Here is a 23,613-nt window from a genome sequence, read left to right on the forward strand (position 1 = left end):
ACACCGGCCGATCGCCCGGCCGCACTCCCCGCGAAAGCCACGGCCCTCAGAACAATCAGCTCGCTTCTCGGAGTGGCTCGAACTGGACGCTGAGTCGCACTTCCAAGGCTCCGGCGAGGCGTTCCAACATGGGGAGGGTGGGCATCGTTCCGCCTGCCTCGAAGCGCGCCACCGCCGGCTGCTTGAGACCTGAGCGATCGGCCAACTCCGCCTGGGTGAGTCCGAGTTCCTCGCGGCGAAGCCGTACGGCCTCACCCAGCTCGAAGCGGATTCGAGTTGCCTCATAGGCGGCCCCGGCACCTGGGCGGCTCATGATCTCGGCTCGCTTGTCGGCCCACGCCCTACGCTCGCCCATGTCACTCACTCCTCGTCCACCGTGTGCGCTTGGGCGATGCATCGCTCCATGGCCCGCCACGCCCGCTCGATCTCAGCGATCTCACGCATCCGCTGCTTGCGGAACACCGTCAGCAGGACGATCCGCCTGCCCGGTGCGATCCAGTAGCTGATGCGTACCGCCTCTCGGTCGAGATGGAAGCGCAGTTCCCGTAGCTTGCCCCGGAGCTGCCTGGTGTACGGCTCATCGAGCAGGACTCCACGCTTGGCCAACAGATCGACATAGAACGACGCCGTCTCCTGACCCCCTTGGTCGAGCGTGTCGAACCAGTCGTCGACCTCAGGTTCCAGCTCCACCTCTCCCCAATTCATAACACGGACGTTATACGGCGGGCAAGTACGGCGCTCCCGAATCCAGCAGGTCCCAGCGATAAGAACTTTCAGCGAAGCTCGCCGAGGACGCGAAATAAGCCCCGGGAGAGAATGGACCGCTCCAATAAGGGCGCCGGCTAGTCCAGGCCGACGGCGCGGAGCATGGTCTGGAACTTGGCGGTGGTCTCGGCGAGCTCGGCCTCCGGCACCGAACCGGCGACGATTCCCGCTCCGGCGAACAGCCTCAGGGTGTGGTCGGCGACCTCCGCGCAGCGGATGGTCACGACCCACTCGCCGTCGCCGGCCGCGTCGCACCAGCCGACCAGTCCCGCGTAAAGGCCGCGGTCGAACGGCTCGATCTCCGCGATGGCCTGCCGCGCCGCGCCGGCGGGCGTGCCGCAGACCGCGGGTGTGGGGTGCAACATGGTGGCCATCTCCAGCGACGTGATCTCCGGGTCGTCGAGCACTCCGGTGATCCGGGTCGACAGGTGCCACATGGAGGCGGTGGACAGCAGTGACGGCCCGGCGGGGACGGACAGATCCCGGCAGTACGGGCGCAGGGCCTCCACGATGTTCTCGACCACCAGCGCGTGCTCGCGAAGATCCTTGTCAGAGGAGAGCAGGGCTCGCCCCAGGTCCCGGTCGACGGTGGGATCCGAGTGACGCGGCGCGGACCCGGCCAGCGGATTTGTCGTGACGCGCCGGCCGGAGCGGGAGAAGAGCAGTTCGGGGCTGGCCCCCAGCAGCGTGCGGGCCGTACCCGCGGCGGAGGGCAGGTCCACCGCGTAGCCGTACGCCTGCGGGTCGCGGCGGACGAGGTTCCGCAGGATCTTGCGGACGTCGACCGGGGCGCCCATGGTGATGTCCAGGGCCCGGGCCAGCACGATCTTCTTCAGCTCTCCCGTGGTCAGCTTGGCCAGCGCCTTCTCCACCCCGCGCACGTAGTCGCCGGAGTCCGGGACCGCTCCAAGCGTGGTGGACACCCTGGTCACCTGCTCGGGGACGGAGGACGTCCCGGTCCGGGGGCTCATCCAGCAGACGGCGGCGGGCACCAGCAGGCGCGCGGGACGGTCTTCACGGAAGGGGATCGCGCCCACCGCGACGGGGTGGGGGTGCCCGGACTCCTCGGCGTCCCGCAGGGCGGAGGAGACCCGATCGTGCAGACTCGTCGCCCCCGAGTCGGGGACTTCGAGATGGACTCCCCTGGCGAGCAGGGTCCGGGTCGGCGACGTGAAGAAGAAGGTGCCGGGTTCGTACTCGCGCAGGAGGTCGGGCGTGCGGGTGAGGGTGAGCGTGTTGTTCGGGGACATGGTCGAACTCCTGTCGGGGGAGGGGGCTCCGGAAGGGTCGGTCAAGGGGCCCGGAGAGGATGACCCGGGGATCGGGAAGGATCGGGGAATCCGGAATCGCCTCCCTGGCAGCCCTTGCCGCTAGGCAGGTTAGTGCCATCACTTTGGGTTTTGCAGCAAAAGCGCATTGTCACCCCGCGCAGTTCCGGGGAGCGGGTTCCGGAAGGGCGGACGTGAGTCCCCCGGCCGTCCGCCGGTCCCGTCCCGCGACGGACGCCCCGGAGGGTTCCTCGGGAAATCCCCGCTCCTCCGCGCGGCTCACGTCTTTCCACGCGACCGGCGCCGGGTCCCCGGCATGGGCGACGGGCCGTCGAGCGCGTTTGTTTTTCGTCGATCTTCTGTCCACCGGCGTGGTTGACGATCGCGCGTCGCGACAAGTCAACTCACGCCGGATCGACGTGAATGAATTCCTCCAACGCCGGAGAACCCCGCCCCCGTCCGGGGCACGGAATGAAGCTCAGCCGGAGGGCGGGCGCGACGACGTGCCTCCGCGGCACGGTGTTACGCTCGATCCCAAGAAGTCGGCCCCGCCCACGCTCGCGCCGGACGACCGGGTGATCGCACTGCCCGGGAGGAGATCCAGACGGGTTCCGGCCTGCTCTTGTCCCCGTTCGCGCCTTCCGCGGATTCCTTACGCACAGCGATTCCCGCACCTGACAATTCTCGCGGGCGGCGAACAGAAAAAGCGTTCCGGGAAACCGGACGACGTCCTGTCGGCGCATACCTTCACCGAATGCCGATACACCTGAAAATCGGGGCCGAGAAATCCCGAGAATCAGGGAACAACCATGACCTATGCCAATATCGGCGACCACCGTCTGTTCTATACCGACGACGGCGCGGGCGACCAGACCGTGCTTCTCCTGCACGCCGCGATCTGCGACTCGCACGACTGGTCCTCGCAGATCGGTCCCTTCGCGGCCGGACACCGGGTGATCGCTCCGGACCTTCGCGGTCACGGCCGGTCCTCGGAGACCCCGGGAAACCACACCCCGAAGGACTTCGCGGAGGATCTGGCGCTGCTCCTCGACCGGATCGGCACCGGGCCGGTCGTGGTGGTGGGGCATTCGCTGGGCGGCACCGTCGCCTCGGTGCTCGCGGTCGAGTGGCCCGACCTCGTCCGCGGCGTCGTCGCGGTGGATCCGGGCTACGGCTTCGACGCCGGATTCGCCGCCGAGAGCGCCGACGCGTTCCGCGGCCCCGACCCGATCGCCGTCGCCACCGCGCTCCTGTCGAACCTGGAGAGCACGGAACGCTCACCGGCGACCGACTGGCTGCCGACCTGGCACCACCGCCGGGTGCTCGGCATGTCGCCGGTGGTCGTCGCCGAGACGTTCATCGGCCTGTTCGAGACCTCGGGCGACGTGACCCGGCGCCCCACGAGCGAAAACTACCTGCGCCGCCGGGCCTGTCCCGTCCTGACCGTCTCCACGCGGACGGCCCTGACCATCAGGGGCGTCGACGTCGGCTGGGACGAGTCGGTGGCGAGCGCCCACCCGTACAGCCTGGCGGTGGCGTGGGACACCGGTCACTGGCCGCAGCAGGAGCGGCCGGAGAAGTTCAACACGCTGGTGCTCGGCTGGATCTCCGGACTGCCCTCCTGACCTTCCCCGGCGCCCTTCCACGACGTACGGCGGGCCGGTTGTGCCCGCCGTGAGACCGGACGGCCCGGGACGAACGGTTCCCGGCGCCCGAGCCGGGCACCGGGAACCGTCAGGTTCCTGAGATCGGAAGACGCCCCGATCAGGAAGACGCCCCGATCAGGAATAGGCCTCGATCTCGATGATCCGGCTGTAGTCGTTGGCCCCGTTGGAGGCCAGCGTGGAGATGCGGACGGCGTCGGCGACGACGGGGGCGAAGTCCGACCTGACCATCCCGGCGGTGTTGCCACGCACCTGGGCGACCGTACGCCACTGGCCGTCCACCCTGGCCTGGACGTCCCAGTCGCGCAGTCCCACCGAGGCCGCCGGGTAGCGCTCGGTGTTCAGGGTGTACAGGTCGACCCTGGAGATCTGCCCGGGCTCGCCGAGCGCGATGTCGACGGTGTCGGGCCAGGCGCGGGAGGTGGCGTCGTTCCAGCCGTTGCCGCCCGCCCAGCCGTTGGAGCCGCGGTCGCCGTCGGCGACGCTGCACGGCGGGTAGTTGGCGTTGGTGTGCTGCGACGACGGCGTGACCGGCCTGCGGAGCGCCAGGTTGCCGCCGTTGTCCAGCTCTCCGACGTCGACGACGGAGATCGGTACGGCCAGCTCCTCCTTCCCCGCCTTCAGGCGCAGGCCGTACTCGCCCTTGGGGGTCGTGGGCGGGACGCCGACCAGCAGCTTGGCGCCGAGTTCGTAGCCCGGTGGCAGGTAGCTCGACAGCATCGGACGCGAGGCGACGAGCGGCTGGTCGACCTCGACGAACATGTCCGCGTAGAGAGGCTTCTTCGCGTCGCTGCGCATGCCGACCTCCAGCTTGGCCGGGCAGGCCGGGTCGACGCCGAGCGGTGCGACCAGCCGGTCGGCCCCGGCGATCGGGGTCAGGTCGCCCGTCCCCTTGGAGGTGCCGCGCTTGACCCGGACGGCGGGATCCAGCGCGGGGGCGCCGATCGCGGGTTCCGGCGACTGTACGGCGGGCCCGGGGGCGGGTGTTCCCGGTCCGGGGGCCGCGGCGTCGGCGACGGGTCCCGCGAGGACGGCCGCGGCGGCGACGGCGAGCGCGGCGGTGATACGTGAATGACGCATGTTCGTTGCTCCCTTCAGAGGGCCTGCAGGCCGGGGACGCCGTTCAGCGCCACGAGACTGCCTCTGGTCGACACCGGGGCACCGACCTTGTCGACGTAGGGGATCACCTTGAAGTCGCTCTGCCACCGGGCCCTCGTGATGTCGCAGGCGACGTAGCCACGCTGGTAGCTGGAGAACCTGATGTGCGGGTTGACCGGGTCGGAGCCTCCGGCGGGCAGGCCGGTCGCGGCGTTGCCGTTGCCGCCGCTGCTGATCGAGGTGCCGACGAACTCGACGCCGACGGTCGGTGAGGCCGGGTCGTCGAAGTTCGCCTTGAGCTCCCCGGCGAAGTTGTTGTGGATGTCACCGGTGAGCACCACCGGATTGCTCACCTTCCGCTCGACCATGCCGGTGAGCACCCTGTCCTTGGCGGCCTTGTAGCCGTCCCACAGGTCCATGCTGAGCCGCTGGGCGGGCGCGGGATCGTAGTCGAGCTGGCACATGGCGATCTGCTGGGCGAGGACGTTCCACCGGGCGTCGGAGGCGCCGAGCCCCTTGAGCAGCCATTTCTCCTGCTCGGCGCCCAGCATCGTGCGGGCGGGGTCGAGCCTGTCCACGCAGTCGTACTGCTGGCCGTCGCCGCACACCTGGTCGTCGCGGTACTGCCGGGTGTCGAGGACGTTGAACTCCGCGAGGTCGCCGAACGTGAAGCGGCGGTAGATCCGCACGTCCGGACCGCTCGCGGGCCGCTGCAGCCGCATCGGCATGTTCTCCCAGTAGGCCCGGAAGGCGTTCGCCCGGATGACGAGGTAGTCCTCGGGCGTGACCTCCCCGCCGGGGCCCGCGGACCCGGCCCAGTTGTCGAGCACCTCGTGGTCGTCCCAGGTGACGATCCACGGGGCGGAGTGGTGGGCGGCCTGCAGGTCGAGGTCGCTCTTGTAGAGGCCGTACTGGATCCGGTAGCGGTCGAGGGTGTCGCACTGCACCCTGAACTGGTCGGGCACCGGGGTGTTCCGGGTGCCGCCGCTCGCGACGATCCCGTACTCGTAGATGTAGTCGCCCAGGTGGAAGATCACGTCGGCGTTCTCGTTCGCGAGGTGGCGGTAGGCGGTGTAGAACCCGTCCTGCCACGAGGCGCACGAGGCGAACGCCATCCGGAGGTGCTCGGGACTGCTCCGGACCGCCGGCGCGGTCTTGGTCCTGCCGACCGGGCTGATCTCACCGCCGGTGCGGAACCGGTAGAAGTACTCCCGGCCCGGCTTGAGGCCGCGCACGTCCACGTGGACCGAGTGGCCGTACTCGGGGGTGGCCCACGCGCTGCCGTGCTTGGCCCGCCGGGCGAACGCCGGGTCCTCGGCGACCTCCCAGTCGACCTTGACCCGCCCGTACGGCATGCCGCCCAGGGGTTCGAGCGGCCGCACGGCGAGCCGGGTCCAGAGGATCACGCTGTCGGGCAGGGGGTCGCCGGAGGCGACACCGAGTTGGAAGGGGTAGCCGTCCCGGCCGCGGGACCGTGCGGTCCAGGGATCGGCGAGGTTGGTGGTGAAGGCCAGTGCCATCGCGGCACCGGTGAAACCGAGGAAGGTACGGCGTGAGGGATCGCCGAGTACACGAGCGAGCCGCTGTCCGTCGTCCATGGTTCTCCCAGGGGGTCGGGGGAAGGAGATCCGCTGCAGCCCACACTTTTTAGCAATTAAATTGAGTTTTTAACAAGACCTAACTTTAGATTTCACAGTGAACTTCTCAGGTTCCGTACGTCGTCGAGGTAGCGCCGGTAGTGCTCCTCCAGGTCGTGACGGGGCTCGTACCAGCGCGTACCCGCCGTCCAGGCGGCCTCGTCCACGGCGAGGCCGAACCGGCGGGCCGCCGCCAGCGCCGCGCCCCTGGCGCCCACCTCCGGTCCCCGGGCCAGCCGGAGCGGGCGGCCCAGCGCGTCCGCGAAGATCTGCAGCCAGTCCTCGGAGCCCGTGCCTCCGCCGCAGACGGCCACCTCCCCGGTCAGCCCCGCCGCCTCGAAGCAGTGCCTCGCCGCGAAGGCCAGCCCCTCGCAGCCGGCGCGGACGACGTCGGCCTTGGTCACGGCCAGTTCCAGCCCGTCGAGCCGGCCCCTCGCAGCCGGCTCGACGAACGGCGCCCGCTCTCCCGACGGGGAGAGGTAGGGCAGGAAGCGCACGCCGCGCGCCCCGGGCGGGCTCTGCCCGAGGAGCGCGCCGAGCTCGTCGTGCCGGGCCCCGACCAGGCCGAGCAACCAGTCGAGCGCCGCCGTGCCGGTCATGGCGGGCATCGCGCGCAGCCAGCCGTCCGGCAGGCAGAGGGTCTGGCCGGCGGGTTCTCCGCCCAGGTCCAGGTGGTCGGTGACGACCTCGCAGGCGAGCGTGGTCCCGATGATCAACAGGCCGTCGCCGGGCCGGGTGACGCCCGCCCCCGCGGCGCAGGCGGGCAGGTCGTACGGCCCGGCGGAGAGCGGGACGCCGCCGAGGGCGCCCCCCAGGATCTCCCCCGCGGGGAGTTCGGCGGAGACGGGCGGGAGCAGCCCCTGACGATGCTCCAGACCGCACAGGCGGAGAAGGTCCGCGTCGCGGGTCCTCGTCCGCGGATCGGTGAACAGGTTGGAGGCGTCCGACAGGTCCGTGGCGCGCACGCCGGTGAGCCGCTGCATGATCATGTCCTTGCAGCGGGCGGCGGTGGCCGCCCGGTCCAGCGTCTCGGGGCTGCCGCGGTCGAGGTGGGCGAGCAGGGGGGCGCCCGCGCCGGGGAAGGCGGCGTTTCCGGTGCGCCGGAACAGCTCCTCGAACGTGCCGTCGCGCATCCACCCGTCGACCAGCGGGGTGGCGCGGCCGTCCAGCCAGGACAGGGCCGGACCCGCGGGCCGTCCCTGCTCGTCGAGCAGCCAGAGCCCGTCTCCCTGGCCGGTGAGCCCGGCGGCCCGGACCTCGTCCGCCCGCACGCCTCCGGCCACGAGCCGGTCGAGGACCTCCTCGACGGCCGCGACCACCGTCTCCGCGTCCTGCTCGACCTGGCCGGGCCCCGGATGGGCGAGCGCCAGCGACCGCGACTCGACCGCCACCACCTCGCCGTCCGGCGCGAACGCCACCGCCTTGACCCCGGACGTCCCGGCGTCGACTCCGACGATCATCTCCAGCTCCTGCTCATAGGGGACTGCCGAACCATGGGGAACCTTGTGGGGCCGCCGCCCCGAGGCAGCCCCCGGGGGATTTCCGGATCAAGGGCGGCTCCCGGGAAACCGCCACGGGGAGGACGACTCATCGACGACCGCCTCGCACCGAGGACGACCCGTGGAGGCCGCCGCACCGGGGACACCCCGTGGAAAACGGTCGCATCACGACGGCCGGGGGAAGAGGAGCGGTCAGCCGGTGAGAGCGGGGGCGGCGACCGCGTAGGCGAGGGGCTCGTCGCGGCACCAGCGGGCGACCTCCTCGACCGCCATCCGGATCGCGCGGTCGGCGGTCTGCCGGGTGGCCCCCGCCAGGTGCGGGATGAGGAGGGTGTTGGGCGCGGACCTCAGCGGGTGGGACGCGGGCAGCGGCTCCGGCTCGTAGACGTCCAGGCCGGCCCCGCCCAGGTGTCCCGACTCCAGGGCCGCCGTGAGCGCGTCCGTGTCCACGAGGGCGCCCCGCGCGGTGTTGATCAGGACCGCGCCGCGAGGCATCAGGGCCAGCTCGGCGGCCCCGATCAGGCCGTTCGTCTCGGCGGTGAGGCGGGCGTGCAGGCTCACCACCCGGGAGCGCGCGAGCAGCTCGGGCAGCTCCACCGGGGTCACGCCCTCCGGCAGCGAGCCGGCGAACGGGTCGGCCACGAGGACGCGGGCGCCGAGCGCCTGGAAGGCGGCGGCGACCCGGCGGCCGATGGCGCCGAACCCGACGATGCCCACCTCGGAGCCGTCGAGCTCCCCGCCGCAGGCGTCGTACGCGTAGAGGTCGGAGCGCCACTGTCCCTCGCGCATCGTGGCGTGCACCTCGCTGAGGCGGCGCAGCACGCCCAGGGTCAGCGCCACCGCCAGCTCCGCCGCGGCGGGGGCGTTGCGCCCCGGGGTGGAGCACACCGTCACCCCTCGCGCGGCGGCCTCGGCGAGGTTCACGTTGACGGGCCCGCCCCGGGTGACCACGAGGAGCTTCAGCGCGGGGGCGTTCGACAGGACCCGGGAGGTGAACGGCGCCATCTGGGTGATCGCGACCTCGACGTCCTGGAGCGCGGCGATCAGCTCGTCCTCGTCTCCGGACGCCTCGTGCACCTCGGCGATCGGGCCGAACGGCCGCATCGGCCACGGCCCGGTCAGGGACGTCACCGCGACGCGCTCGCCCAGCTCGGCGTGGAGTCCTTCGGCGACGGCGGCGGGCCGGACGAAATGATCTCCGGCGACGAGCACGTTCACGACATCTCTCAGCATGACCTGAAACGCTACCGCAACGTTGTGAAAGTTAACATAGAAGATGTTAGATCTCTCATCAGAATGACCCGGACCGGGCCTTCCACCCCGTCGCCCTCGACCCCGGGACGACAGAAGTCCGCAGCTCGGCGCCCCGCCACCGGCACGGCAAAAGCCGGGGATCGGCGCTCCCGGTACCGCCCCCGGCACGACGAAGGCCGGGGATCGGCGGTCGCGGCGCCGGTACGACGAAGGCGTGGCCTCTAGAGCTCGGCGACCTCGACGTTGCGGTGTTTGTCCCGTAGACGCTGGACGGCCTCCGCCGGGGCCCGCGAGTCGACGACGATGAGGTCGAAGTCGTCGAGCGGGGCCACCCGGTGCAGCGCCACCCTGTCGAGTTTGGAGTGGTCGATGGCCAGGATGCGGCGGGACGCGGAGCGGAGCATCGCCCTCTTGACCAGAACGATCTCCTGCTCCTGGTGGAAGGCGTAGCGGTCGGAGATCGCGGAGGTGGAGACGATCACCACGTCGGTGCTCATCGCCTCGACGGCGTCCACGCAGGCGACGCCGAGGAAGGAGTCGTGCGTGGGGTGGTACTCCCCGCCGAGCGCCATCAACCGGATGCCGGGCGCCGCCGCGAGCAGCTTGATCGCCTCCAGGAAGTTCGTGACCACGGTGAGCGGGGTGACGTCACCGAGGTGCCTGGCCACCGCGAGCGCGGTCGTGGAGTCGTCGAGCATGATCGAGCTGCCGGGCTCGACGAGCTGGGCGACGTGCCGCGCGATCGCCTCCTTCTCCTCCTGGTTGGCGGTGAGCCGGTAGACGATGTTGCTCTCGAAGACGTTGGAGGCCTGGGCGGTCGCCCCTCCCCGGAACTTCCGGACCATCCCCTGGCGTTCGAGCTCGTCCAGGTCGCGGTGGACCGTCATCACACTGACCGCGAAGGCCTCGGCGAGTTCGGTGACCGAGGCCGAGCCCTGGCGCATGACATGCTCGGCCATCGCCTGGCGACGGGAGGCGCCGCCGGCCGTGTGCTGACGCGAATTCACCTGGCGTGCTCCAAGACGTGGTTGATCGCGCATCGTAGCGCTATTGGATCGGGGAGTTGAAGCGCCGCAGCGCCGGACCTCCCGGGCCGAAGACCAACTCGGTCACCGAACCGTGCTCGATGAGCGGCAGCCGCCTGCGGTAGTCGGCCAGCGGGACGCCCAGGAGCCCGCACAGGGCCAGGCGCAGGATCGTGTTGTGCGCGACCACGAGGACCCGCCCGCCCGAGGCGAGTTCTCGCAGGCACTCGGTGACCCGCTCCACGGCCAGGACCGGATCCTCCCCGCCGGGCAGGAAGTCCGTGACGGGGTCGGCCTCGAAGCGCCGTACGGTGTCGGGGTCCAGCTCGGTGCGGCGAAGCCCCTCGGCGACGCCGAAGTCCAGCTCGCGCAGGCGGGGATCGGTCCGCACCTGCAGCTTCGCGGCGTGGGCCGCGCCGGTGGCGGTGTCGCGGGCGCGCACCAGGGGCGAGGACACCACACCGGTCAGCCTGGCCCCCCGCGCCCACCTCGCGAGCAGCCGGGCCTGCCCCTGCCCCACCTCGTCGAGGGGGATGTCGCTGACGCCCGCGTAGCGTCCCTGGACGCTCCACTCGGTACGGCCGTGCCGGGCAAGAAAGATCGTCATGACGCGACCGCCTTCGCTGCGAGTTCGGTGGTGAGGTAGTCCCGCTCGACGAGCGCGTCGACGAGCAGGCGGAAGCTGTGCTCGAACCGCTCCACGCGGTCCGGGCGGGGGTCGATCAGCTCGCCGCGGGGGACCATCTCCCGGGCGGTCTCGTCCAGCGAGCGCCCGGACGAGGCGGCGAGCACGGCCATGCCGACGGACGCCTCGGGGTGGAGGGGGATCCTGACCGGCCCGCCCAGGACATCGGCGCGGAGCTGGGACCAGTAGCGGCTGCGCGTGGCTCCGCCGACCAGCGCGAGGGGCTCGGAGACGGGGGCGCCGAGCAGGGCGAGGGCGGCCACCCCCAGCCGCTCCCCGTACGCGACGCCCTGGAGCAGCGCCGCGTAGTGCTCGGCCTCCGACCCGATCTCGCCGACCACGACCTGCTCGGCGTCCGGCCGGTAGAAGGGGAAGCGCTCGCCGCGGGCGGTGAGCGGGTAGACGACGGCCCCCGCGGGTTCGTACCTCGCGGCGGCCTCGTCGAGGGCGGCCAGGTCGCGGCCGGGGAACACCGAGGCCAGCACGCCGGCGCCGACGTTCGACGCGCCGCCGGGCAGCCAGCCGCCGTCGGGATGGCGGTGGCTGTAGACGGCGCCGTTCGGGTCGCGCAGGAGTTTCTCGCTCACGCCCTTGAGCACCAGCGTGGTGCCCAGCACGGACACCCCGCTGCCGGGCGTCAGCGCGCCGGCGGCGATCTGGCCCGCGCAGCCGTCGGTCATGCCCGCGACGATCCCGCACCCCTCGGGAAGCCCGGTGAGGGCCGCGGCCTCCGCCCCCACCTCGCCGATCGGGCCACCCGGCCGCACGACGGGGCCGAACAGCTCGGAGGGCAAACCCAGCCTGGACATCACCTCCAGCGGCCAGCGCTCTCCGAGCGAGTCGTAGCCGCTCTTCAGCGCGTGGCTGGAGTCGGTCGCGGTCAGCTCGCCCGCCAGTCGCGCGGTCACGAAGTCGGCGGAGTGCAGCAGGCGCGCGCCGTCGGGCAACCCGCCGTTCTCGGCGAGCCAGAGCAGCTTGGGCAGTGCCCACGACGCCTGGATCCGCACGTTCAGATCGTCCCAGAGCTCACGCCCCGCGGCGGTCACCCGCTCCACGTAGGGGCGGCCCCGGTCGTCGTCGTACATGAGGGCGGGCGAGACGGGCCTGGCCGCGGCGTCGGCGAGCACGATCGTGCCGGAGGTGCTGCACACCGCGAGCGCTCGGATCCGCCCGGGGGCGAGGCCCGCCGTGGCCTGCCGGCACGCCGCGACCGCGGCCCGCCACCAGTCTTCGGGGTTCTGCTCATGCCCGCGTCCCTCGCCGCGAAGGCTGTCCAGCGGGGCGGACCCCGCCGCCAGCGGCGTGCCCCGGCCGTCGACGACGGTCACCCGCACTCCCTGGGTGCCGATGTCCATCCCGGCCCACGCGGGATCACCTGTGAAGTTCTCAGAACCCATGCGCCCTCTCATGCCCCAACCTCGGCGGAATCCCGCACCGGACCGCTCTTGACACTCAGATCTGGTGGCTCATAGTCTCCACCCATCAATCACAAAATCACACCATAAGTCGTTAGATTTAACAAAGAGATAGCAGGGAGGTGCGCGTGGACGGCAGAACGGCCCGCCATGCCCTCGCCCAGCCCTCGGCCCCGGCCTCGCCTCCCGCCACGTCCCCCGCGCCCGGCTTCACCCCGGCTCGTGAGACGACCGCGGCCAGGCTGACGCCGTACGGCCTGCGCTGCGAGCACCGGCGGACGCCGCTCGGCGTCGGCGAGCCCCGGCCGCTGCTGTCGTGGCGGCTCGCGTCGGCACAGGCGGGCGACGACCCCGTGGCCTACGAGCTGGAGGTGGGCGACTGGTCGAGCGGCAGGGTCGACGACCCCGCCGCGATCGGCGCCCTCTACGGCGGGCCGCCGCTCCTTCCCCGCACGAGGTACGACTGGCGCGTCACGGTCTGGGCCGAGGACGGCACCGCCGGCAGCGCGGAGTCGTGGTTCGAGACCGGCCAGGACCTCTGGCAGGCGTCCTGGATCGCGCACGACCCCCACGCCGTCGAGCACGTCGATCCGCCGACCGAGGGCGACCAGGCGCTCAGCCACCACGGCCTGCTGCCCTGCCCCCGGCTGCGCACGAGTTTCGAAAGCTCCGGGGTGAGCAGGGCCAGGCTCTACATCAGCGCCAAGGGCCTGTACGAGGCCGGGGTCAACGGCCACCGCGCCGGCGACGCCGAGCTCGCCCCGGGCTGGACCGACTACCGCAGGCGGATCCAGTACCAGGTCCACGACGTGACCCCGTTCCTGCTCGACGGCGAGAACGTGCTGGCCGTGACGCTCGCCGACGGCTGGTGGAGCGGCTTCGTCGGGTTCGACCCCCGCCGCCCCGGCTACCACTACGGCCGCTTCCCCGAGCTCATCGCCGAGCTCCACCTGACCTTCGAGGACGGCTCCACCCGGGTCGTCGCCACCGGTGAGGGCTGGCGCACCGGCCACGGCGCGATCCGCTACGGCGACCTGCTCAAGGGCGAGTGCCACGACGCCCGCGCCGAGACCCCGGGCTGGGACCTGCCCGGCTTCGACGACTCCTCCTGGCGCCCCGCCGTGGTCACCGGGGACGACCACTCCCTCCTCGTCGCCTCCCGCGACGAGCCGGTGCGCGCGCTCGGCGAGCTGCTCCCGGTCTCCTCCACCCCGGTCCGGCCCGGCGTGCACCTGGTCGACTTCGGGCAGAACATCGCCGGCCGGGTGCGGCTCACCGTGCGGGACCAGGAGCCGGGACGGCGGGTGACCGTACGGCACGGCGAGAAGCTCGACGGCGACGACCGCCTGCACACCGCGAACCTGCGCACCGCCGACGCGACCGACGTGCTGATCACCGCGGGCGGGGCGGAGGAGGTGTTCGAACCGCGGTTCACCTACCACGGCTTCCGCTACGCCGAGGTGAGCGGGCTCGACCGGCTCGACGACATCAGGGCGGTCGTCCTCCACAGCGACACCCCGCCGGCCGGCACGTTCGAGTGTTCGGACCCGGAGATCAACCGGCTGCACGAGAACATCGTCTGGGGCCAGCGCGGCAACTTCGTCAGCGTCCCCACCGACTGCCCGCAACGCGACGAACGGCTGGGCTGGCTCGCGGACGCGCAGGTGTTCCTGCCCACCGCCTGCTTCAACGCCGACGTCTCCGGGTTCTTCGGCAAGTGGACGCGGGACGTGGTGGACGCCCAGTCACCCGAGGGCGGTTTCCCCAACGTCGCCCCGCTGCTCAGCGGGGTGGCCGACGAGGGCGCGCCCGGCTGGGCGGACGCGGGGGTGCTGGTCCCCTGGCACCTCTACCGGACCTACGGCGACGACAGGTTTCTCGACGTCGACGCCATGGCCCGGTGGGTGGACTTCGTCGCGCGGAACAACCCCGACCTGATCTGGCGGCACCGGACCGGCCCGCACTTCGCCGACTGGCTGGCCCCCGGCCCCGCCACCCCGCGCGAGGTGCTGGCCACCGCGTTCTTCCACCGCAGCGCGGCGCTCACCGCCGAGGCCGCCCGGGTACGGGGCCGGCACGACGAGGCGGAGCGCCTCGGGTCGCTGGCCGTCCGCATCCGTGAGGCGTTCGCCGCGGAGTTCGTCGGCGACGGCGGCCTGGTCGAGGGCGACACCCAGACCGGATACCTGCTGGCGCTGGCGTTCGGCCTGCTCACCCCCGAGCAGACCGTCGGCGCCGCCACACGGCTGGCCGCGCTGGTCGAGGAGTCCGGTCCGCTGACCGGGTTCCTCGGCGTCAACCTGCTCTGCCCGGTGCTGTCCGCGCACGGCCGCGACGACCTCGCGCACGCCCTGCTCCGCAGGACCGAACCGCCGTCGTGGCTCTACCAGGTGCGACAGGGCGCGACCACCGTGTGGGAGCGCTGGGACGGGGTCGGGGCCGCCTCGATGAACTCCTTCAACCACTACGCGTTCGGATCGATCGGCGAGTGGCTCTACAGCGGCGTCGCCGGGATCGACCAGGCACCCGGTTCCGTCGCCTACCGGGAGCTGGTGATCCGGCCCCTTCCCGGCGAGCTGAGCCGGGCCGGCGCCTCCTACGAGTCGGCGCGCGGCCTCATCTCGGTGAGCTGGCGAAACGACGACGAAGGGTTCCGGCTCCAGACGCGCATCCCGCCCGGCGCCACGGCGACGGTGCACCTGCCCGGCGGCGACACCCACCGGGTGACCTCGGGGGACCACATTTTCGAGCTAGTCCGAGGAGAGAAAGCATGACCGACCTTCGCGACGCGAAGATGAGTCGCGCCCAGTTCTTCCGCATGATGGGAGGCCTGACGGTGGCCGCCGCGGCCACCGCGTGTTCCACCAACCCCCAGGCGGGCGGCACCACCGCCGGCGGCGCGAGCGGTGACGCGGCGGTGAGCCTGAAGTTCGTGGGCGTCGCCGACGAGAAGGCGCCGATGGACGAGTTGGTCGCCCTCTACAGGCAGGTCAGGTCCAACGTGTCGATCGCTGCCTCCTACGCCCCGACCGACCAGGTGCAGACCTCGCTGCGCACCCAGCTCGGCGCGGGCAACGCCCCCGACCTGCACGTCGTCTACCCCGGCAGCGGCAGCGCGATGTCGATGACCGAGATCGCCGGAGCCGGCCTGCTGGCCGATCTGTCGGCCCAGCCATGGACGAAGACCATCCCTGCAGGCTTCAAACCCGACTTCCAGCTCCAGGGCAAGACCTACGTCTTCTCCGCCGGATCGTCCGTTATCGGCGCGGTCTACAACAAGAAGGTCTTTGAGAAGGCCGGGGTCGACCAGCCACCCACAACGTGGAGCGAGTTCCTCCAGGTCTGCGAGAAGATCAAGAAGTCGGGCGTGGCTCCGATCGCACTCGGCGCGCAGACCCCTTGGGTAACCCAGATGATCACCTTGGCGCTCGTGCCGTCCACGGTGTACGCCAAGGACCCGACCTTCGACGACAAGCAGCTCGCCGGGCAGGCCAGCTTCTCCCAGTCGGGCTGGCGCGACGCCATGGAGATGTATCTGGAGCTGCAGAAGCGCGGCTACTTCAACGACAAGCCGAACGGGACGACGTTCGAGCAGCAGACCTCCATGGTGGCGACCGGCAAGGCGGGAATGGCCATCCAGGTGTCAGCGGTGCTGGCCGCCTTCCGTGACGCGACCACGACACCGGACGACCTGTCGATGTTCCCACTGCCCGGCACCGACGACCCCGGGCAGATCCGGATCCCCGCCGGCGTGGTGGTGGGTCTGGGCGTAAGCGCCAAGTCCGGGAACGTGGAGGAGGCCAAGGCCTTCATCGACTTCCTCGGCAAGCAGGAGAACATCAATCGCTGGGCCAAGGCCATCGCCGCGATCCCGCTGACCCAGGACGCGAGCTCCACCATCGATCCGGCGGTGGAGTCGTTCATGCCCTTCACCAAGGACCAGGCGGTGCCCTTCGACCATCGGTGGCCCAACGCCGAGGTGCAGCCGACCCACTTCGCGGTCGTCCAGGAACTGCTGGCGGGCAAGAGCACGATCGACGAAGCGCTGAAGAAGATGGACGAGGCGTACGCCAAGTGAACGGCCCGCACCCCGTGACAGCCCTGAGCCGCGGCCCAGATCTGAAGCTACCTCGGCGAGGAGGAGCCCTTCGCCGGCGTGGCGAGCTTCCGGGCGATCCTCGGCGACGAGCAGGTCATGGGCTCCCTCGGGAACACGCTCCTGCCGACCGTGGCGATAACGACGACGAAGGGTTCCGGCTCCAGACGCGCATCCCGCCGGGCGCCACGGCGACGGTGCACCTGCCCGGCGGCGACACCCACCGGGTGACCTCGGGGGACCACATTTTCGAGCTAGTCCGAGGAGAGAAAGCATGACCGACCTTCGCGACGCCAGGATAAGCCGCGCGCAGTTCTTCCGCATGATGGGAGGCCTGGCGGTGGCCGCCGCGGCCACCGCGTGTTCCACCAACCCCCAGACGGGCGGCACCACCGCCGCCGGCGCGAGCGGTGACGCGGCGGTGAGCCTGAAGTTCGTGGGCGTCGCCGACCAGAAGGCGCCGATGGACGTGCTGCTCGCCGCCTACAAGAAGGCCAAGGCGAGCGTGTCGATCTCGGTCTCCTACGCCCCGACCGACCAGGTGCAGACCTCGCTGCGCACCCAGCTCGGCGCGGGCAACGCCCCCGACCTGCACGTCGTCTACCCCGGCAGCGGCAGCGCGATGTCGATGGCCGAGATCGCCAAGGCCGGGCTGCTCGCGGACCTGTCGGCCCAGGCGTGGACCCAGTCGATCCCCACCGGGTTCAAGCCGGCCTTCCAGCAGGACGGCAAGACCTTCATGTACTCGGCGGGCTCGTCGGTCATCGGTGCGATCTACAACAAGAAGGTCTTCCAGGAGGCGGGCATCGACACCCCGCCCACCACGTGGACCGAGTTCCTCGGGGTCTGCGAGAAGCTGAAGAAGGCGGGCAAGGTCCCGATCGCGCTGGGCGCGCAGACCCCGTGGGTCACCCAGCTCATCAACTACGCTCTCGTGCCCTCCACCGTCTACGCGAAGGACCCCACCTTCGACGACAAGCAGGCCGCCGGGCAGACCAGCTTCGCGCAGTCCGGCTGGCGCGACTCCATGGAGATGTACCTGGAGCTGCAGAAGCGCGGCTACTTCAACGACAAGCCCAACGGCACCACCTTCGAGCAGCAGACCTCGATGGTCGCGACCGGCAAGGCCGCGATGGCGATCCAGGTGTCGGCGGTGCTGCCGGCCTTCCGCGACGCCGCCACGAGCCCCGACGACCTGTCGATGTTCCCGCTGCCCGGATCCGACGACGCCTCGACCGTGTGGATCCCCGCGGGCGTCGTCGTGGGGCTCGGCGCCAGCGCCAAGGGCAAGAACGCCGAGGAGGCCAAGGCCTTCATCGACTTCCTCGGCAAGCAGGAGAACATCAACCTCTGGGCCAAGGCCATCGCCGCGATCCCGCTGACCCAGGACGCGAGCTCCACGATCGACCCGGCCGTGGAGTCGTTCCTGCCCTTCACCAAGGACAAGGCGGTGCCGTTCATGGACCAGCGCTGGCCCAACGCCGAGGTGCAGCCGACCCACTTCGCGGTCGTCCAGGAACTGCTGGCGGGCAAGAGCACCGTCGACGAGGCACTGAAGAAGATGGACGAGGCGTACGCCAAGTGAGCAGCTCGCACCTCGTGAGCGGTCCGGGCGATGTGAGCGGCCCGGACCGTGTGGGACGGCACGCCACCGTGGACAGGCGGGAGGCGCCGTGACCCTGACCACTCAGCCCGTCAAGACGCCGCCCGCCGCGCGGGTACGGCGGATCGGGCGCGCGGCCGCGTTCGCCCCCTCCTGGTGGTTCGCCGTCCCCGCCCTGCTGGTCTACGCGGGGGTCGTGCTCTACCCGAGCATCGTGGGCGTGTTCTACGCCTTCACCGACTGGAGCGGCATCGGCGAGGGGAAGTCCTTCGTCGGCCTGGCGAACTTCCGGGCGATCCTCGGCGACGAGCAGGTCATGGGCTCCCTCGGGAACACGCTCCTGCTGACCGTGGTGATCCTGGTCGTGCAGAACGGCGTGGGCCTGTTGCTCGCGCTCGGTGTGCACGCCAAGCTGAAGAGCAGGGCGCTGCTACGGGTGATCTTCTTCGCGCCCGTCGTGGTCAGCCCGGTCATGGTCGCCTTCCTGTGGAAGTACGTCTACACCCCCGACCCCTCCGCGGGCCTGAACGGGCTGCTCGGCCTGAACATCGACTGGCTGGGCGACCCGTCGGTCGCGCTGTGGTCGATCGCGGGCATGGTCGTGTGGCAGTACGCCGGGTACTCGATGGTCATCTTCCTGGCCGGCCTGGAGGGCGTCCCGAAGGAACTGCACGAGGCCGCGATGATCGACGGCGCGGGCACGCTCCAGCGGTTCCGCTACGTCACCTGGCCGCTGCTCGCCCCCGCCCTGACGATCAACCTGATGCTCTCCACGATCGGCGGGCTGAAGCTGTTCGACCAGGTGTTCGCGGCGACCAACGGCGGCCCCGGCTACGCCACCGAGACCTTGTCGACCGTCCTGTACAAGCAGGCGTTCGTCTACGGCAAGTTCGGCTACAGCACGGCGATCGCGCTCGTGCTCGCCCTGTTCGTGGCGGCGGTGTCGCTCGTGCAGGTCTACTACCTGCGCTCCCGGGAGGTCGCCCAGTGAAGTCCAGGACCTTCCTGCTGGAAATCGTCATGATCGCGGTGGCGGTCGCGTTCCTCTTCCCCGTCTACGCGCTGGTCACCCTGTCGTTGAAGAGCCCCGACCAGATCTCGCAGACCCCGCTCTCGCTGCCCAACCCGCCCACCACGGCCAACTTCACCGAGGCGTGGTCGGCGGCGGCGCTCGGCCCCTCCCTGATCAACAGCACGGTGATCACGGTGGCCAGCCTGGTCGCGCTGATCGCGTTCGGCTCGTTCGCCGCCTACTTCCTGGCGCGGACCGCGACCCGGCTCGGTTACGGGCTGTACATCCTGTTCCTGCTCGGCATCGTGCTGCCGTTCCAGCTCGGCATGATCCCGCTGTACGAGCTGGTCAGCGACCTGGGCCTGATCGGCACGCACGCGGGGATGATCATTTTCTACACCGGCGTCCAGATGCCGTTCACGATCTTCCTCTACACCGGTTTCATCCGGGCGCTCCCCCGCGAGTACGCGAGCGCCGCCCAGATCGACGGCGCCTCGCACCTGACCGCCTTCACCAAGGTCGTCTTCCCGCTGCTGCGCCCGATCACCGGCACGGTGCTGATCCTCAACGCCGTCTTCATCTGGAACGACTTCTTCACCCCGCTCCTCTACCTCGGCGGTTCCGGATTCGAGACGATCCCGGTGAGCGTCTTCGCCTTCGTCGGCCAGTACGTCTCCGACTACGGCCTGGTCTTCGCGGGGCTGGTGCTGGGCGCGCTGCCGATCGTGGCCGTCTTCCTGGTGCTGCAGAAGTATGTGATCAAGGGCTTCTCCAGCGGGCTGAAGGGCTGACGTGCTCCCCCGCGCCCGCGCCGGATGACCGCCGGGATCGGCGACTCGAAGGGCTGACCCGATCCTCACGGCCCGTGCCGGGGGGCTCCACGCTGGAGGAACTGGATGAACGTGTTCGACGCGCTGCGGAACCCGCCCCGCAGCCACTCTCCCGCCGCGATCTGGTGGTGGAGCGGTGAGCCGCTGCGCAGGGATCGGCTGCGCTGGCAGATGGAGCGCCTCGTCGCGGGCGGCGTGCACAACCTGGTCATCCTGAACCTGGCCCCGTCGGGCCCGCTGTTCGGTGCCGACGCCGACGACCCGCCGTTCCTCTCCGAGGCGTGGTGGGAGCTGCTGGACGGGGTCTGCGAGGACGCCCTGGAGATCGGCGCCCGCCTGTGGTTCTACGACCAGCTCGGCTTCTCCGGCGCCGACCTGCAGGCCCGCCTGGTGCAGGAGAACCCGGAGTTCGCCGGGCAGTGGCTCGCCGCCGACGGCTCGATCTCCTCTCGCGGCTTCGACTACCTGTCCCCCGCGGCGTGCGAGGTGCTGCTCGACCGGGTGCACGGCGAGTTCGCGCGGCGGCTGGGTCACCGGTTCGGCAACGTGATCGTCGGCTCGTTCCAGGACGAGCTGCCGTCGATGCCCACGTGGTCGGCGACGTTCGCCGAGGAGTTCCTCGCCAGGCGCGGCTACCCGTTCTCCCAGGACGGCGGCCCCGCCGTCCAGCGCGACTACCAGCGGACCCGGGCCGAGCTCGCCGAGGAGGCGTTCTTCCGGCCGCTGTCGGAGTGGCACGCCGAGCACGGCCTGCTGAACGGCTGCGACCAGCAGGACCCGGCCCGCGCCGGGCACCCCGTGGAGGGCGTCGAGCTGTACGCCGACTACACGCGCACGCACCGCTGGTTCAGCGCGCCCGGTTCCGACCACCACGGCGACGCCCGGGTGCACTCCTCCCTCGCCCACCTGTACGGCCGGCCGCGAACGTGGATCGAGGCGTTCCACTCCAGCGGCTGGGGCGGCACGCTGGAGGAGACGTTCGACTGGCTGCTGCCCTGGCTGCGGGCGGGGGCCAACCTCTACAACCCGCACGCGGTCTACTACACGACGAGGGCCGGCTGGTGGGAGTGGGCGCCGCCGTCGACCGACTGGCGCCAGCCGTACTGGCGGCACCACCGCGTCTTCGCCGACGCCGTCACCCGCCTGTGCGCGGTGCTCTCCCTGGGCCGCCACCTCTGTGACGTCGCGGTCCTGTTCCCCACGGCCACCGCCCAGGCCGGCTCCGGAAACCCCGGAGCTGACGCCACCGCACAGGCGGGCCCCGGAAACACCGGGCAGGACACCCCCCGGACCGGGTCCGGAAACGCCGCGGCGCAGGACGGGTCCGGAGGCGACGCGCGGGACGCCGCCGCGCGGGCGCAGCGGGTGTACCGGGAGCTCGTGGGCGACATGGCGTGGTTCCAGACCGTGCCCGGGGCGCTCGACCGGCTCTGCCTGGACGCCGACGTCATCGACGACGAGTCCGTCCGGCGCGCGGTGGTCTCCGGCGGCAGGCTTGAGGTGTCCACCGAGTCGTACGGGGTGATCGTCCTCCCGGCGGCCACCGTTCTCGACGAGGTCACCGCCGAACGTCTGGACGCGTTCGCGGCGGCCGGCGGCAGGCTGATCGCCGTCGAGGCGCTTCCCGACTCCCCGCGACTCCGCAGGCGCTTCGAGGAGGGCACCGCGCGGTTCGCGGCGTCGGCCGCGGATCTCGGACAGGCCCTGGAGGGGTTCGTCCCCCGGGTCGAGGCCCCCGTGCCGCCCCTGGTGCGTGAGGTGGACGGCACGACCGTGGTCTTCCTGACCGCCGCGTTCCCGCGGGCGAGCGAGATCAGCGTCAGCAAGCCGGACGAGCGCGGCGTCGAGCTGGGCTGGCTGGACGCGACCTGCGATTTTGATCCCGGCCGCTACCGGCGGGACATGCGGGTACGGGTCCGCGGCGTGACGGGCGCCCCGCTGCTGGCGAGCCCCTTCGGGGGCGAACCCCGCCCCCTGCCGTACACGATCGAGGACGACGCCGTCGAGGTGACCGTCCCCTTCGACGACGGTCCCGCCGCCCTCCTGTTGTTCCCCGCCGCGGGGACGTTCCCCGAGCCGCCCGTGGAGGGGAGTGCCCTCGGAGCGTGGAGTCCGGAGACGGACGCCGGGGCACGGCGTGAGCCGTACGCGCATGAGATCGACCTCGGCGACGAGTGGGACATGGAGCTCGTGCCCACGCTCGACGACACCTGGGGCGACTTCGGTGCGTCCGCCACGGTCGAGCGCTGGGAGGTGGAGACCCCCGACGGCGAGGCCGTGCACGTGACGTTCGGCCCGCGCGGCCTGCGGCGGACCGGCGACGGCGACTGGCACCCCGCCGTCTGGTCGACCTCGCGCGGCCTGCGCAAGGACCCGATCCACCGCGACACCCTGGGCCCGAAGGGGCACGTCCCCGAGGAGTTCATCGACTTCGGTCCCGTCTCCGCGGGCCAGGCCGCGTGGTTCCGCACCCGCGTCACCGTCCCCGGTGACCTACCGGAGTCCTGGCTGGTCGTGGGGGCGGCGGCGGCGAAGGAGATCCGGGTGGACGGGGTGGAGCTGCCCCTCGACGACGCCGGATACCTCGCCGTCTGCCCGGCTCCGCTCGCGCCCGGCGAGCACCTGCTGGAGCTCCGGCTCATCCCCGACGAGGACCTCACGCTGCGGGCGCACGTGTCCCTCACCGCGGACCCCGGAGCCGTCCGCAGGCCCGAGTGGATCACCGGTTCCGACCTGGAGACGGTCGTCGAGGCCGAGGAGGGGACGCTCCAGGTCGCCTCCACCGCGACCTGCCTGGTGCTGGTGAACGGCGTCGAGGCCGGAAGGCAGGGCGGGTTCGACCCGTACGCGGAGGCGGACATCCCACGCGTACGCCGCTACAACGTGTCACACCTGCTGCGTCCCGGCCCCAACACGATCCGCGTGGAGTCGGCGGGGGCGGTGCTCGTCGACGGTCTGGTGGTCTCCGGTCCCGGCTGGTCGAGCCGTCCTCCCGTACGGCGGCGCCAGCACGGCGACCCCGCCGCGCTCCACCTGACTCCCCGCCCGCACCCGCTCCCCGAGGCCGGGTGGATCGACGCGCGCGCCACCGCCCTGCCCGCGACCTTCGCGGTGCCGGACTCCGCGGAGCGGGTCGAGCGGTTCCTCGTGGACATCCCGCCGGGCGCGACGCTGATGGAGGCCGACGCGCACGGCCCGGTCCGGGTCCTCGTCGACGGTGTGGAAACCGGCCTCCCCGCCGTCCTCGACGGCTCGGCCCGCCGGGCCGAACTCCAGGTGACGGCCCGCCCCGGCTTCCAGGGTGGCGCGGCTCTGGCCGGACCGGTCAGGTTCTCCTGCGGGCCCGGACGGATCAGGCTGGGCGACTGGGAGTCGCAGGGGCTGACCGGGTACAGCGGCGGTGTCCGCTACCGGACCGCTCTCCGGCACTCCGGGCGGGCGCGGCTCGACCTGGGACGGGTGCGCGGCACGGCGGAGGTGACGGTGAACGGGCGTTCGGCCGGCGTGCGCGTCTGCTGGCCGTACACCTTCGACCTGAACCTGGACGAGGGGGAGAGCACGATCGAGATCCTCGTCCTGGGCACCCTGGCCCCCTACCTCGACGCGGTCAGCCCCACCCACTTCGTCTTCCCCGGCCAGCGCGTGACGGGCCTGTTCGGCCCGGTGATCCTGAGCACGGAGGACGCCGCGAACCCCGGCCCGCACCAGACGACCTGAGAACGGAGAACGCCACAACCTCCGGCCCGCGACAGGATGTCTGAA

The 23,613-nt window shown here is 71.4% G+C and carries 17 protein-coding genes; 7 read left to right on the plus strand and 10 right to left on the minus strand.

Annotated elements, in window-relative coordinates:
• Positions 1–55: 55 nt before the first annotated feature.
• The 3 genes from J2853_RS32510 to dhbC all read right to left on the minus strand — a co-directional run bounded on the left by J2853_RS32510 (position 56) and on the right by dhbC (position 2,015).
• Positions 56–355, minus strand: coding sequence for a helix-turn-helix domain-containing protein (locus J2853_RS32510; protein WP_307564521.1), 300 nt, complete (start codon positions 353–355; stop codon positions 56–58).
• Positions 356–360: 5 nt separating this feature from the next.
• Positions 361–705 (minus strand): type II toxin-antitoxin system RelE/ParE family toxin, encoded by a 345-nt coding sequence (locus tag J2853_RS32515; protein ID WP_307564522.1) that lies wholly within the window; start codon positions 703–705, stop codon positions 361–363.
• Positions 706–842: 137 nt separating this feature from the next.
• Positions 843–2,015, minus strand: coding sequence for an isochorismate synthase DhbC (gene dhbC / locus J2853_RS32520; RefSeq protein ID WP_307564523.1), 1,173 nt, complete (start codon positions 2,013–2,015; stop codon positions 843–845).
• 827 nt (positions 2,016–2,842) lie between these two features.
• On the opposite strand from dhbC, the gene J2853_RS32525 reads away from it, so the two are divergent.
• Positions 2,843–3,658: an alpha/beta fold hydrolase gene (locus J2853_RS32525; protein ID WP_307564524.1), complete on the plus strand. Its 816-nt coding sequence runs from the start codon at positions 2,843–2,845 to the stop codon at positions 3,656–3,658.
• Positions 3,659–3,814: 156 nt separating this feature from the next.
• Here J2853_RS32525 and J2853_RS32530 read toward each other — a convergent pair whose 3' ends face one another.
• From J2853_RS32530 to J2853_RS32560, 7 genes are all read right to left on the minus strand, one after another.
• Positions 3,815–4,777 carry a discoidin domain-containing protein gene (locus J2853_RS32530; RefSeq protein WP_307564525.1) on the minus strand — a complete coding sequence of 321 codons (963 nt, stop codon included), beginning with the start codon at positions 4,775–4,777 and terminating at the stop codon, positions 3,815–3,817.
• A 14-nt stretch (positions 4,778–4,791) separates the two neighbouring features.
• Entirely contained in the window at positions 4,792–6,393 is a 1,602-nt protein-coding gene (locus J2853_RS32535) for an alkaline phosphatase D family protein (protein WP_307564526.1), read from the minus strand.
• A gap of 92 nt (positions 6,394–6,485) precedes the next feature.
• Complete coding sequence (locus J2853_RS32540; protein WP_307564527.1) at positions 6,486–7,892, minus strand: FGGY-family carbohydrate kinase; 1,407 nt, start codon at positions 7,890–7,892, stop codon at positions 6,486–6,488.
• Positions 7,893–8,123: 231 nt separating this feature from the next.
• Positions 8,124–9,164 (minus strand): 2-hydroxyacid dehydrogenase, encoded by a 1,041-nt coding sequence (locus J2853_RS32545; RefSeq protein ID WP_307564528.1) that lies wholly within the window; start codon positions 9,162–9,164, stop codon positions 8,124–8,126.
• Positions 9,165–9,406: 242 nt separating this feature from the next.
• Positions 9,407–10,192 (minus strand): DeoR/GlpR family DNA-binding transcription regulator, encoded by a 786-nt coding sequence (locus J2853_RS32550; protein WP_307564529.1) that lies wholly within the window; start codon positions 10,190–10,192, stop codon positions 9,407–9,409.
• A 40-nt stretch (positions 10,193–10,232) separates the two neighbouring features.
• Positions 10,233–10,817 (minus strand): histidine phosphatase family protein, encoded by a 585-nt coding sequence (locus tag J2853_RS32555; RefSeq protein ID WP_307564530.1) that lies wholly within the window; start codon positions 10,815–10,817, stop codon positions 10,233–10,235.
• Entirely contained in the window at positions 10,814–12,292 is a 1,479-nt protein-coding gene (locus tag J2853_RS32560) for an FGGY-family carbohydrate kinase (protein WP_307564531.1), read from the minus strand. The genes J2853_RS32555 and J2853_RS32560 overlap by 4 nt, the downstream gene beginning before the upstream one ends.
• 146 nt (positions 12,293–12,438) lie before the next feature.
• Here J2853_RS32560 and J2853_RS32565 point away from each other — a divergent pair, with 146 nt between their 5' ends.
• From J2853_RS32565 to J2853_RS32590, 6 genes are all read left to right on the plus strand, one after another.
• Complete coding sequence (locus J2853_RS32565) at positions 12,439–15,084, plus strand: alpha-L-rhamnosidase (RefSeq protein ID WP_307564532.1); 2,646 nt, start codon at positions 12,439–12,441, stop codon at positions 15,082–15,084.
• Positions 15,081–16,388, plus strand: coding sequence for an extracellular solute-binding protein (locus J2853_RS32570; RefSeq protein WP_307564533.1), 1,308 nt, complete (start codon positions 15,081–15,083; stop codon positions 16,386–16,388). Before J2853_RS32565 ends, J2853_RS32570 begins: the two co-directional genes overlap by 4 nt.
• Before the next feature lie 292 nt (positions 16,389–16,680).
• Positions 16,681–17,991, plus strand: a complete 1,311-nt coding sequence (locus tag J2853_RS32575) for an extracellular solute-binding protein (RefSeq protein WP_307564534.1) — start codon at positions 16,681–16,683, stop codon at positions 17,989–17,991.
• 88 nt (positions 17,992–18,079) lie between these two features.
• Entirely contained in the window at positions 18,080–19,000 is a 921-nt protein-coding gene (locus tag J2853_RS32580; protein WP_307564535.1) for a carbohydrate ABC transporter permease, read from the plus strand.
• Positions 18,997–19,812: a carbohydrate ABC transporter permease gene (locus J2853_RS32585; RefSeq protein ID WP_307564536.1), complete on the plus strand. Its 816-nt coding sequence runs from the start codon at positions 18,997–18,999 to the stop codon at positions 19,810–19,812. The genes J2853_RS32580 and J2853_RS32585 overlap by 4 nt, the downstream gene beginning before the upstream one ends.
• Positions 19,813–19,917: 105 nt before the next feature.
• Positions 19,918–23,568 carry a hypothetical protein gene (locus tag J2853_RS32590; RefSeq protein WP_307564537.1) on the plus strand — a complete coding sequence of 1,217 codons (3,651 nt, stop codon included), beginning with the start codon at positions 19,918–19,920 and terminating at the stop codon, positions 23,566–23,568.
• Positions 23,569–23,613: the final 45 nt, after the last annotated feature.

The organism is Streptosporangium lutulentum, assembly GCF_030811455.1.
GTDB classification, from domain to species: Bacteria; Actinomycetota; Actinomycetes; order Streptosporangiales; family Streptosporangiaceae; genus Streptosporangium; species Streptosporangium lutulentum.

What these genes read in the sequence shown, in the direction of transcription:
- J2853_RS32510 (WP_307564521.1), bottom strand. Translation starts at nt 355, where the DNA reads ATGGGCGAGCGTAGGGCGTGGGCCGACAAGCGAGCCGAGATCATGAGC.
- J2853_RS32515 (WP_307564522.1), bottom strand. Translation starts at nt 705, where the DNA reads ATGAATTGGGGAGAGGTGGAGCTGGAACCTGAGGTCGACGACTGGTTC.
- dhbC (WP_307564523.1), bottom strand. Translation starts at nt 2,015, where the DNA reads ATGTCCCCGAACAACACGCTCACCCTCACCCGCACGCCCGACCTCCTG.
- J2853_RS32525 (WP_307564524.1), top strand. Translation starts at nt 2,843, where the DNA reads ATGACCTATGCCAATATCGGCGACCACCGTCTGTTCTATACCGACGAC.
- J2853_RS32530 (WP_307564525.1), bottom strand. Translation starts at nt 4,777, where the DNA reads ATGCGTCATTCACGTATCACCGCCGCGCTCGCCGTCGCCGCCGCGGCC.
- J2853_RS32535 (WP_307564526.1), bottom strand. Translation starts at nt 6,393, where the DNA reads ATGGACGACGGACAGCGGCTCGCTCGTGTACTCGGCGATCCCTCACGC.
- J2853_RS32540 (WP_307564527.1), bottom strand. Translation starts at nt 7,892, where the DNA reads ATGATCGTCGGAGTCGACGCCGGGACGTCCGGGGTCAAGGCGGTGGCG.
- J2853_RS32545 (WP_307564528.1), bottom strand. Translation starts at nt 9,164, where the DNA reads ATGCTGAGAGATGTCGTGAACGTGCTCGTCGCCGGAGATCATTTCGTC.
- J2853_RS32555 (WP_307564530.1), bottom strand. Translation starts at nt 10,817, where the DNA reads ATGACGATCTTTCTTGCCCGGCACGGCCGTACCGAGTGGAGCGTCCAG.
- J2853_RS32560 (WP_307564531.1), bottom strand. Translation starts at nt 12,292, where the DNA reads ATGGGTTCTGAGAACTTCACAGGTGATCCCGCGTGGGCCGGGATGGAC.
- J2853_RS32570 (WP_307564533.1), top strand. Translation starts at nt 15,081, where the DNA reads ATGACCGACCTTCGCGACGCGAAGATGAGTCGCGCCCAGTTCTTCCGC.
- J2853_RS32575 (WP_307564534.1), top strand. Translation starts at nt 16,681, where the DNA reads ATGACCGACCTTCGCGACGCCAGGATAAGCCGCGCGCAGTTCTTCCGC.
- J2853_RS32590 (WP_307564537.1), top strand. Translation starts at nt 19,918, where the DNA reads ATGAACGTGTTCGACGCGCTGCGGAACCCGCCCCGCAGCCACTCTCCC.